The 12116-nt window shown below is 40.3% G+C and carries 10 protein-coding genes; 4 read left to right on the top strand and 6 right to left on the bottom strand.

What is annotated here, in order from left to right:
* Positions 1–7: 7 nt before the first annotated feature.
* From glnL to typA, 4 genes are all read right to left on the bottom strand, one after another.
* A complete protein-coding gene (gene glnL / locus HBH39_RS16355) occupies positions 8–1051 on the bottom strand; it encodes a nitrogen regulation protein NR(II) (RefSeq protein WP_167679716.1) in 1044 nt (347 codons plus the stop codon).
* Positions 1052–1209: 158 nt separating this feature from the next.
* Positions 1210–1716, bottom strand: a complete 507-nt coding sequence (locus HBH39_RS16350) for a DUF4124 domain-containing protein (RefSeq protein WP_167679715.1) — start codon at positions 1714–1716, stop codon at positions 1210–1212.
* Between the two features lie 135 nt (positions 1717–1851).
* Complete coding sequence (locus tag HBH39_RS16345) at positions 1852–2163, bottom strand: pyrimidine/purine nucleoside phosphorylase (protein ID WP_167679714.1); 312 nt, start codon at positions 2161–2163, stop codon at positions 1852–1854.
* Between the two features lie 179 nt (positions 2164–2342).
* The gene (gene typA, locus HBH39_RS16340) at positions 2343–4160 is read right to left on the bottom strand and encodes a translational GTPase TypA (protein ID WP_167679713.1); all 1818 of its coding nucleotides are present in this window, start codon (positions 4158–4160) and stop codon (positions 2343–2345) included.
* Positions 4161–4746: 586 nt separating this feature from the next.
* Between typA and glnA the strand changes: the two genes are divergently transcribed.
* Entirely contained in the window at positions 4747–6156 is a 1410-nt protein-coding gene (glnA, locus tag HBH39_RS16335) for a glutamate--ammonia ligase (protein ID WP_167679712.1), read from the top strand.
* Between the two features lie 465 nt (positions 6157–6621).
* Positions 6622–7971, top strand: coding sequence for an outer membrane protein transport protein (locus tag HBH39_RS16330; protein WP_167679711.1), 1350 nt, complete (start codon positions 6622–6624; stop codon positions 7969–7971).
* A gap of 256 nt (positions 7972–8227) precedes the next feature.
* Here HBH39_RS16330 and HBH39_RS16325 read toward each other — a convergent pair whose 3' ends face one another.
* The gene (locus tag HBH39_RS16325) at positions 8228–8959 is read right to left on the bottom strand and encodes a FadR/GntR family transcriptional regulator (protein ID WP_167679710.1); all 732 of its coding nucleotides are present in this window, start codon (positions 8957–8959) and stop codon (positions 8228–8230) included.
* 315 nt (positions 8960–9274) lie between these two features.
* Between HBH39_RS16325 and glpK the strand changes: the two genes are divergently transcribed.
* Entirely contained in the window at positions 9275–10762 is a 1488-nt protein-coding gene (gene glpK, locus HBH39_RS16320; RefSeq protein ID WP_167679709.1) for a glycerol kinase GlpK, read from the top strand.
* Between the two features lie 14 nt (positions 10763–10776).
* Here glpK and HBH39_RS16315 read toward each other — a convergent pair whose 3' ends face one another.
* Positions 10777–11055, bottom strand: a complete 279-nt coding sequence (locus HBH39_RS16315) for a hypothetical protein (protein WP_167679708.1) — start codon at positions 11053–11055, stop codon at positions 10777–10779.
* A gap of 593 nt (positions 11056–11648) precedes the next feature.
* On the opposite strand from HBH39_RS16315, the gene mraZ reads away from it, so the two are divergent.
* Positions 11649–12107 carry a division/cell wall cluster transcriptional repressor MraZ gene (gene mraZ / locus HBH39_RS16310; protein WP_167679707.1) on the top strand — a complete coding sequence of 153 codons (459 nt, stop codon included), beginning with the start codon at positions 11649–11651 and terminating at the stop codon, positions 12105–12107.
* Positions 12108–12116: the final 9 nt, after the last annotated feature.

Raw genomic sequence — 12116 nt, 5'->3', positions numbered from 1 at the left:
TTTAGCTTCACTGTAATTGTAATGGCAAAGTAATAATAAATTCGGTGTGTCCGGGGGCAGATACACAGTCGATGCGTCCACCATGTAATCGGGCAATATTGTGTGCAATAGATAATCCTAGGCCCGAGCCATCTTCGCGTCCGGTGACCATAGGGTAAAACAGGGTGTCCATCAATTCAGGCGGAATACCTGGGCCGTTATCAATAATTGATAGCGTGAGAACCATCTTGTAACGCTGGGTGCCAATGGTGACTTGATGTTGAGTGCGGCTTTTGATTGATATTTCGCCACCTGTTTTTTCTAAAGCTTGTACCGCATTTTGGACAATATTCAGTACTGCTTGTTGTAGTTGATCGTGATCCATCAAAATATCGGGTAGCGATGGGTCATAATCACGCTTGATCGTAATATTGGCCGGTAGCGTTAATTCAACGAGCTTGAGTACCTTTTGCACCACTTGATGAATATTGTGCTCAGCATGTTGGGTTGGCATTTGCGGGCCTAACAATCTGTCGACTAGATTTCTAAGTCGATCTGCTTGCTCAATAATAAGATGAGTAAACTCTTTTAAATCGGGCGATGTGAGCTCTCTTGACAGGAGTTGTGCGGCACCACGCAATCCGCCGAGTGGATTTTTGATTTCATGGGCTAAGTTTCGTACTAGATATTGTGCAGCTTGTTGTTGTGCATCCATATTGAGTTGCTGATGGATACGACGTTGTTGATCCACTTGACGCAATTCCAGCAGACTTAAATTTTGTTTATCCTCTATCGGTACAAGGGTTAAATCTATGGTGTGATGCTGACCATCTAAGGTGATTAATGGTGCCGTATTAACGGTAATACCTTGGTTGGATTTTACAGCGTCACGCAAAATGCTCGCTTCGACACCCAAGAATTGGTAAAGGTCAGGTAAGCAGAGTTCTAATAGCTTATGATTCGCCACAGCCAATAGTTGCTCTGCTGCCGCATTAGCAAAGCAAGGTTTAAGATTGGCATCAATCACTAAAACAGCAGTGACAAGATTATTAAGTAAGTTATTGGTATCCATTCGCCATCCTGAAATTCGAGTCGCACCATGATGGTGCACCAGTTTGGTGCATTCTGCAACTCGATTCACTCAAGCAAATGGTTTAATTTAGTAAAAACAAGTTAACTATATCTGATTGTTTTTATTAGTTAAATATTGAAAATGTACTGGTCTTAGTACTATTTGCCAACACTTGCTTGGTGAAGAAAGATCTTTCTTGGGGAACTAGATGCAAGGACTTTGCCGTTTTGATCCAATGCTTTCACTACAATGGTGTGTTCGCCACGATAAATCCCTCTGAGTTGAAAAACAGTTGAGGTTTGTGGCTGCACTTTAATGGTGCCATCAACAAATAAAGCCAGTGATACGCCATTGGGTAATTTGGGTGTGATGCTTACTGTGACGTCAAAATTACCAGAGTTATCACGGATAGTTTCTTCATGAAACGGTGAGACAATGGTTATTTCAAGTTGAACGGCTTCCTCTTTTTGTGGGCTAACGGATTCAATTCTGGTTTCTTTGAGGGCAATTTTATTTTGAGTATTATCTTTTAATTCGACGACTTCGGCATTGGCGATTGGTTCGTCACTGTAATGGACTTTGCCATTCTCATCTACCCAGCGGTAAACTGTCGCCATGCAGCTGATACTTACCATCAATAAAGCAAGTATTAATAAGATCCGCATATCGGATTCCTTTTCCTATATTAATATCTTTATTAGATTAGCTTTTTTTAATAAAAATGACAGCCAAATTGTTTTCGGATTTGGCTGTCATATATTCAGCATACAAAGACTGCTATTAGTATTTGGTCATGAATTTTATAAGTAACTACAGCAATATTCTGCAATACCTTGAGTGCGAATGCTAAAGCTGACATTGGCAGCCAATTCAAATTGTGTACCAGCAGGATAGCTTATCCACTCTTCAGCATTAGGTAATAACACAGCAAACTCTCCCGATGTGACTTGCATTATTTCACCTTGAGAGGTTGAAAATGTGTACTCACCAGGCAACACCACGCCTAGGGTTTGCTTGCTTCCATCGGCAAAAAATACTGTTCGACTAGTCACTTTACCGTCGAAATAAACATTGGCTTGAGTTGCGACATTGACGTTGTTTATTGTGGTCATATAAATTCCTTACAAATGATTTGTAGTGAATTTATATTTAATTAAAGTGAATATCTAGTTAAATGTTGATGGTGTAGATGGAAAATTTTCATCTTAAAACGAGTTTATTCTAACAGCAGGCAAATCACAGGCACAAAAAAGCCCAGTTAAACTGGGCTTTTTAGATAACATCTTACGAATTATGCACCAGCGCGACTCGCACGCTTACGGTCATTTTCAGTTAAAAACTTCTTACGTACACGAATGTTTTTAGGCGTGACTTCAACTAATTCATCGTCATCAATAAACTCAAGTGCTTGCTCAAGTGTCATTTGAATGTGCGGTGTTAACACTTGCGCTTCGTCAGTACCTGATGCGCGCATGTTAGTTAGCTGCTTACCTTTAAGACAGTTTACTGTTAGGTCATTTGAACGCGAGTGAATACCCACAACTTGACCTTCATATACTTCTGCAGCGTGACCAATCATTAGGCGACCACGGTCTTGTAAGCCGAATAGTGCGAATGTCAGAGCTTTACCGGTTGCATTTGAAATTAATACACCATTTGCACGTTGACCGATTTCGCCACCTTTGTGAGGACCATAGTGATCGAATGAATGATAAATTAAACCTGTACCAGACGTCGCAGTTAGGAACTCAGTTTGGAAACCAATTAGACCACGGCTTGGAATGATAAAGTCAACACGTACACGGCCTTTGCCATCTAGTTGCATGTCTTTCATTTCAGCTTTGCGGGTACCTAGTTTCTCAATCACGGCACCTTGGTGAACTTCTTCTACGTCAACCGTTAGGGTTTCGTATGGTTCACATAGCTCACCGTCGATAACTTTGGTGATAACTTCTGGACGTGATACGGCTAATTCATAACCTTCACGACGCATATTTTCAATTAAGATTGAAAGGTGTAATTCACCACGGCCAGAAACACGGAAGCGGTCTGGAGAATCTGTCTCTTCAACACGTAATGCCACGTTATGAACTAATTCTTGTTGTAAACGCTCAAGAATATTCCGTGAAGTAACATACTTACCTTCTTTACCCGCAAACGGAGAGGTGTTTACTTGGAAGGTCATCGTCAGTGTTGGTTCGTCAACAGATAACGGTGGTAATGCTTCTACATTACCTACAGCACAAACTGTATCAGAAATTTTTAGTTCGCCTAAACCTGTGATAGCAACAATGTCGCCAGCACTTGCAGATTCAACTTCGTGACGGTCTAGACCCATATAGCCTAATACTTGGCCTACTTTACCGTTACGGGTTTTACCGTCAGCGCCAACAACAGTCACTTGTTGGTTAACTTTAACGCTACCGCGCTTAATACGACCAATACCAATTACACCTACATAAGAGTTGTAATCAAGTTGCGAAATTTGCATTTGGAATGTGCCATCTGCATCGGCATCTGGGAATGACACTTTTTCAACAATAGTTTGGAAAAGTGGTGTCATGTCTTCGCTCGTTTCGTCTGGATCTAAAGACGCAAAACCATTTAATGCAGAAGCGTAAACAATAGGGAAATCTAACTGCTCGTCAGTTGCACCAAGGTTGTCGAATAGATCAAATACTTGGTCAATTACCCAATCAGGACGAGCACCTGGGCGGTCAATCTTGTTGATAACAACAATTGGCTTTAACCCTTGCGCAAACGCTTTTTTAGTAACGAAACGAGTTTGCGGCATTGGACCATCAACAGCATCAACTAATAGTAATACTGAATCAACCATAGATAGAACGCGCTCAACCTCACCACCGAAATCGGCGTGGCCAGGGGTGTCTACGATGTTAATACGGTATTCGTTCCATTTGATGGCGGTGTTTTTTGCAAGAATGGTGATACCACGTTCTTTTTCAAGAGCGTTAGAATCCATTACACGTTCTTCGGCTTCGCCCCGACTTTCAAGGGTGCCTGACTGAGCCAGAAGCTTGTCTACCAAGGTCGTTTTGCCATGGTCAACGTGAGCAATAATGGCGATGTTACGTAAATTCTCTAACACGGATAAAACCTCTAATACCATCAAATAAAAATAGGACTTCACAGTGGCCATTACAGCAATTGCAGTTTTGCCACCATAAAAAAGCGTGCCATTCTACTCTACCAAGGCTTGAGTAGATAGGATTTTTTTTGAACACTTCTGTATTTAAGTTGAAATAATACTCAATTGAACAGCGGTTCAGGATGCACTTGAAATAATGCCTGGTTAATAAATGCACAGAGATATAATAGTTTGATGAGAATGAAAGCGCAAAACACTGTTTCCGTAAATCGGATGGGGTATTTATCGTTTGAATACATTTTTTTTGTTTCAGCCTCGATATAATCGAAGTGCACCAACTTGGATGGGTGCACCAATATTGTGCGTAGTGAGGATCTTTTTGGTGCATTTTTCGATCTTAACGTTGAGGCAAAAATTGCAAGATTATATAAATCAATAATTTATATAACTGGCATGATAATCGCTTCATGTGTGACATCATGTAAACATAACCATTTTATTTTGGTTTACTCGAGTATGAATGACTCGAGTTACAGAAAAATTATATTTAAAAGGGATACCCCTTGACCCTACCGGAGGCTTGAGAATGTCAGTTGAATCAGTATTAAAGCAACTTGAAGAATTAGAAGTTAAATTCGTTGACTTACGCTTTACCGATACTAAAGGTAAAGAGCAGCACGTTTCTATTCCAGCTCATCAAGTAAACGAAGACTTTTTTGAAGACGGCAAAATGTTTGACGGTTCTTCTATTTCAGGTTGGAAAGGTATTAACGAATCAGACATGGTGTTAATGCCAGATGCGTCTACTTTTGTTTTAGATCCTTTTACTGAAGAAACAACAGCGTTAATTCGTTGTGATATTTTAGAGCCTGGTACCATGACCGGTTACGACCGTGATCCTCGCTCAATCGCTAAAAAAGCAGAAGAGTACTTAAAGTCTACTGGTATTGCTGACACCGTATTAATTGGTCCAGAGCCAGAATTCTTCCTATTTGATGATGTTAAGTTTGGTACTGACATGTCAGGTTGTTTCGTTAAGTTAGATGCTAAAGAAGCAGCATGGAACTCAGGTACAAGCTATGAAGATGGCAACACTGGTCACCGTCCATTTGTTAAAGGTGGTTATTTCCCTGTTGCTCCTGTTGACTCTTCACAAGATTTACGTAGTGCAATGTGTTTAGTCCTTGAGGAAATGGGTCAAGTTGTTGAAGCTCATCACCATGAAGTAGCAACAGCGGGTCAAAACGAAATTGCGACACGTTTTAACACACTAACAACTAAAGCTGACGAGATTCAAATCCTTAAGTATGTCGTACACAACATGGCACACGCTTATGGTAAGACGGCTACCTTTATGCCTAAGCCAATCGTTGGTGATAACGGTTCTGGTATGCACGTTCACCAATCACTTGCTAAAGATGGTGTGAACTTATTCTCTGGTGACAAGTATGCTGGTTTGAGTGAAACTGCACTTTACTATATTGGTGGTATCATCAAGCATGCTCGTGCATTGAACGCATTCACTAACCCAAGTACTAACTCATACAAGCGTTTAGTACCACATTTTGAAGCGCCTGTTATGTTAGCTTACTCAGCGCGTAACCGTAGTGCTTCAATTCGTATCCCAGTGGTACCAAGCCCTAAAGCACGTCGTATCGAAACTCGTTTCCCAGATCCAACCGCTAACCCATACTTAGCGTTCTCTGCATTATTAATGGCTGGTCTTGATGGTATTCAAAACAAGATCCACCCTGGCGATGCAATGGACAAAGACTTGTATGACCTACCTGCTGAAGAAGCGGCTGAGATCCCACAAGTTGCGACTTCACTAGAAAATGCATTAGAAAACTTAGAAGCTGATCATGAGTTCTTAATGAAAGGCGATGTATTCAGCAAAGATTTCATTGAGTCATACATTAATTTGAAAAAGGCTGAAGCTGAGCGTGTATCACGCACAACTCACCCATTAGAGTTTGAGCTTTACTACAGCTTATAATTTGTTCAGCCTAATTTATTAGGAAGATAAAAACCATTGAAAGCCCTGCAGATATTCTGTGGGGCTTTTTTGTTATTCATGAAAAAACTTTTAAGTGTGTGAGCTCGTTAATGTGGGCTGCAATCTTGGGGGAAGTGATTTTTTCAGCTTACTCGTGTGTTATTTAAATGTATAAAAACTTGCTTTTATTATTGATTTTAAAGAACAAAATTAAGGCGTGTATTTATGTGATGTTTTTCAGCAAACAGAGTTGTACTTTTTTGTTGGTTGAATTGTAAAAATGTGATCTATATTGCAGCAATTTTGCAGTAGCTATGTTGAACAAATATCAGTTGCACTGTTGCATTGGTGTTTTAGATCAGTAAACTTGCGGCCATCTCGTATTGAGCTTTTACTCTAAATTAAGTAATTGTGCATATATGAATCCGTTTTTAACAACAAAAATAAATGATCAAGAGACTCTCCATGAAAAAGACAGTGTTAACTTTAGCGGTTGCTGCCGTAGTCTTCCAAATGCCATTTCACGCCCAAGCAGCAGGTTTTCAATTAGCAGAATACTCAGCCACAGGCCTTGGTCGCGCGTTTGCGGGGGAAGCCGCTATGGCAGATAATGCCGCTGCGCAATCACGTAATCCAGCTATGCTAAATTACTTAGCTGGGCGTCAATTATCAGCAGGTGCAATTTATGTGATGCCTAACATTGATGTGACAGGTGATATTGCAATTAGCTCTCCTTTACTTGGTTCTGAGGTAATACATATTCCTGCGAGTGCGCATGATGTTGCTGGGGATGCGCCTGTGCCAAATTTTTATTATTCAAATCAGTTAAATGATCAATGGACTTGGGGTTTAGCTGTTAATTCAAATTATGGATTAGCGACTGAAATTGAGTCGACTCATGCCGCAGCTATATTTGGTAACTCCACAGCTGTTACCACTGTTGAATTTAACCCAAATATTGCGTATCGCGTAAATGAACAATTTACATTGGGTGCCGGTTTACGAGTGGTTTATGGTGAGGGCGAGATTGGTGCATCTGCGCCATATTGGATTGAAGGTATCAAAGCAATTCCAACACTTCCAGACGCAATTAAAGCGCAATTGCCAAGTGCGGGAACGTCACTAAAGTCGATGGAAGGTGATGACATCAGTATGGGCTGGAAAGCGGGAGCAAGCTGGCAGATCAACAAAGATCATCGTCTTGGTCTGGCTTATCACAGTGGCGTAAAGTTAGATTTAGATGGCAAAGCATCTGGCTTGGTATACGTTGGCCCTGAAGGGGGTCATATCGATGGTTATTTACCTTTAGAATTACCTGCATTTGCTGAATTAGCGTCTTATCACCAGTTAACTGAAAACTGGGCTATGCATGCCAGTGTTAATTGGACTCAGTGGAGTGTGTTCGACCAGCTTGTGGCTTATTTCCCGAATGAAAAACCAAGTAATGGTGAAGATTTTGATGTCGTAAAAGAAGAAAACTTCAAAGATAACTGGCGCTATGCTGTGGGTACCACTTATAGCATTAATCATGATTGGTTATTGCGTGCAGGTGTTGCACTTGATCAAACGGCCGTCAATGATAAAGACCGTACTACCACCATTCCTGATACTAACCGTTTATGGTTTAGTGTTGGTGCTGGTTACCAAGCGACAGAAAAATTAACAGTTGATTTTGCCCTAACTTATATAAAAATGTCTGGTGATGCACCGATTAATGAAACGCAAAATTTACTCAATTTAGCGCAAATTAATTTTAATGGCGACGCAACCGGTGATGTTTGGTTAGCGGGCGTGCAGTTTAGCTACAAGATGTAATGTCAGTTTTAGCCAACAAAAAATCCAGTGATGTTTATCACTGGATTTTTTTACTCAAGATATCATACCAATCGTCATAAATAACTGATCATTCTCGCTTATGAAATACCTGATAACTGTGTTAGATTTTTTGATTGTGAATAACTACTTATCAAAAAAATTGTCTTGTTATCACGCATTTTTTCTACGCTATTTCTGGCCACTTATTTACTGTGATTGGTATCAGATAGTAAGGCGACTAATTTTCAGCGCTTGCTTAATTGCTGTTTGTCATTGAGTTTTGTCTATACTCAGCTTCGATAGCTTGCAGAATATCTAGGAAATCTTTTAGGTGCCGATACATGGCTTTTTCTGCACCCTCGCCATCATTATTAATGACTGCTTGAACCAATTTTGAATGCATTCCTGGTGGATGAATATCATCGGTAGGCGGCTGAAATTTTTGGGTTATATTGCCTACAAGTTCTATTAGCGATTTGCTAATCGCCATCAGGTAGCGGTTTTCACACATTTCAGCAAGAATGAAATGGACTTTACGACGTAAATAAATCGTTTCTGGATAGGCTAATGTACTACTTTCTTGCTCGCAAGCTGCGATAAGTTTTTTAGCGTATTCAGGGTTACAATTTTCTGCCGCTAGCCGGGCAATAATAGGTTCGATTTCAAGCCTAGCTTTACAGATTTCGGTAAAAGACATTTGATTCATAAAAAACAAGTCTTCAGTCGCTGTCGTTAGACGTTCAAAGGTCATTTGTTTAACAAAAGCACCACCCATTGCGCCTTGTTTAATGACAACTAAGTCACTGGCTTCTAAGGCTTTAAGCGACTCTCTGACTACAGTTCTGCTTACTTGAAAGTTTTCAATCAGCTCACGCTCTGAGGGCAATTTATCACCTGCGACAAACTGTCCGTCAAAAATAGCAGCTTTTAGTTGTTGAAAAACTTCTTCAGAAGCTTTTACTTGTTTAATCGGTTTAAAGTTATTCAAGATAAATCCTCAAGTGAACGCCTGCAGATTGTAGCATAGTGATATAAATTATTAGTAGCTCCACGCTATCTGAACTCGTGTTTATTGATTGAGTTCCTCTTATATTATGAACATTCATTTTACGGTTATTTTGTTTTAATACTGTACATCAATCTGTGGGTTACTATTTTTAAAAGGTGTGACAAATTGACTGGCTGAGATGACAGCAAAACAATTGCAAGGTAAAGTATGATAAATCACATAAAAGGACTGGTGATTGATTAGCCATGTTAATGTTACACAATCACATAAAATTAATAATAAAGAGATAGTTACATGCAATCTAAAAAATACATTGTTGCATTAGATCAAGGAACAACTAGCTCCCGCGCTATTGTGTTTAACCATCAAGCCGACATTGTGGCGGTATCTCAACGAGAATTTCGACAACATTATCCGCAAGCGGGTTGGGTTGAGCATGACCCTATGGAAATTTGGTCTTCACAAAGTTCATCATTAGTTGAAGTATTAACCCGAGCAGGGATCAGTCGTCATGATGTGGCTGCCATCGGCATTACCAATCAGCGTGAAACCACAATTGTGTGGAATAAGCACACTGGTAAGCCGATTTATAATGCTATTGTTTGGCAATGTCGCCGCAGTCAATCAATTTGTCAGCAGCTCAAAGCGCAGGGGGCTGAGTTATTAATCTCCAAGAAAACAGGGTTAGTATTGGACCCTTATTTTTCTGCTTCAAAAATTAAATGGATTTTGGACAATATTGATGGTGCGCGTGAGCAAGCGCTAGCAGGAGATTTATTATTTGGCACGGTTGATACGTGGTTAGTGTGGAAGCTGACTCAGGGGAAAGTACATGTTACCGAGCCAACGAATGCCTGTCGAACCATGTTATTTAATATTCACACCCAAGAGTGGGACGATGAATTGTTAAATTTATTTGGTATTCCGCGTTCGATGCTGCCTGAGGTTAAATCATCATGTGAAGTTTATGGTTATACCGAATTGGCTGGCGGTAATGGTATTCCTGTAGCAGGAATGGCTGGAGATCAGCAGTCGGCGCTTTTTGGTCAGTTATGTTTACAGCCGGGGATGGTTAAAAATACTTATGGCACAGGCTGTTTTCTGTTAATGAATACCGGTGATAAAGCCGTAGAGTCTACACATGGTTTATTAACTACTGTAGCGATTGGCGATAAAGGCCAAGCTTGTTATGCGCTTGAAGGTTCAGTTTTCATGGGCGGGGCCATTATTCAATGGCTACGAGATGAGTTAGGGATCATTCAAGATGCTTGTGATACTCAGTATTATGCTGACAAGGTAAGCGATACGAATGGTGTGTATGTCGTCCCTGCGTTTGTTGGTTTAGGCGCGCCTTATTGGGATGCTGATGCAAGAGGTGCAATATTAGGCCTAACACGTGGAGCGAATCGGAATCATATTATTCGTGCTGCACTTGAATCTATTGCTTATCAGTCTCGTGATTTATTGGATGCGATGATTAAAGACTCTGGCGTTGAATTAAAACAAATTCGTGTTGATGGTGGTGCAGTAGCAAATGACTTCCTTATGCAATTTCAGTCAGATATTACCAATGTTAATGTGCTTAGACCGCAAGTGACTGAAACAACTGCTATGGGAGCGGCATTTCTTGCAGGTCTTGCTGTTGGTGTGTGGGAGTCGACTGAAGAACTACAATTTATGTTAGCCACTGACAAAGTGTTCAGTGCTAACATGGCTGATGAGCAAAGGGATAAGTTATATCAAGGCTGGCAGCGTGCAGTGAAACAAGTCAGTACTCATTAATTCATCTGTGTTGATTACACTTCCACATCAATATGTTTAATCAATGATTTGCCCTGCTTAGGGAGTGGGGCATCATCGTCGGTAATATCGTTAGCATCAATGGCATCTACTTTGTCAATTGATTGATCAATGTGAGCTTTTTTATTTAGCAAAGGTGGCAATTGTGATTGAGGCGCTTCGTGGCTGTCGGGATTTATCGCACTGCAAACATCAACTTGTTTAACATTGCGCTTGTTAGTGCTCACTAAGCGTATTGGTGTTGCTAACATTGAATATATACTGTCTAAACTCATGGTGCTCTCCTTAATCATGCTGCTTATCGTCCTGATAAGCAGTGTTTATTGATTTACTATATCATTTGAATACTCTTTTACCTTGACTCACATCTTGATATCGGCCGGATGTGGAGAAAATTTAATCATAAACAGGTGTTTTATTTATTTTGTTTGATCGCGAGCGAATCCCAAATCACCGCATAAACAGCAATACAAACGGGTAAATTTTTAATGACAGTTAACTGAGTCATGTGGATTTATTGATGATTTGCTCACTAAATTATCGTTTCACGGCTTCAATTGTGACTTGATAATGTGGTTAACGTCGGCACAACTTGTTCATCTATGCTTTCATTGCAGATCAAAACTGCTTAAATAATCTCCTATATGTGTCTGGTTTCATTCATTAACTGTTCGTTAATACCCTTTTATTCAGCTTTTTTTTACTGCATTTCTAGTCAGTTGAAAATTCGCTGCCAACCCGCTTGGTGTCTGGATTTATTAAATGGTCACATCCCTTGACAACCCTTGTGTACTATCCCTAAACTTAGCTTTGGTGGGAAAAAGTGGATCATAGTGGATCAAAATAGAAAAATAGGGATTAAATAGACGTGTTTCGAGGTGCCAGTGCAATCAATATGGACGCAAAAGGACGGATCGCAATACCTGCGAGATACCGTGATGCGTTACGTAATGGCCATGAAGGTACACTTGTATTAACCGTTGATACTAACTCTCCTTGTTTATTGATCTATCCGCTACATGAATGGGAAGTCATTGAGAGCAAATTATTGTTGCTGTCAGACATAGATCCTACGGAACGTTCCTTTAAACGAAAACTATTGGGCTATGCCCAAGAATGTGAACTAGATGGCCATGGACGTATAGTGGTTCCACCGCTACTGAGAAGCTTTGCTAATTTGGAAAAGAAAACCATGTTAGCTGGCCAATTAAATAAATTTGAGTTGTGGGAAGAAGGTGCTTGGCAGCAGAGAATGGCTGATGACCATGAGCTAATTAGCGGTCAAAACTTAGCTAATCATCCAAGATTATCCTCGTTTACCCTGTAACGTAATGAA

It is taken from the genome of Shewanella aestuarii (assembly GCF_011765625.1).
Taxonomy (GTDB): Bacteria; Pseudomonadota; Gammaproteobacteria; order Enterobacterales; family Shewanellaceae; genus Shewanella; species Shewanella aestuarii_A.
Note: the sequence above shows the minus strand (reverse complement) of the source record. Positions and strands in the feature narration are given on the sequence as shown.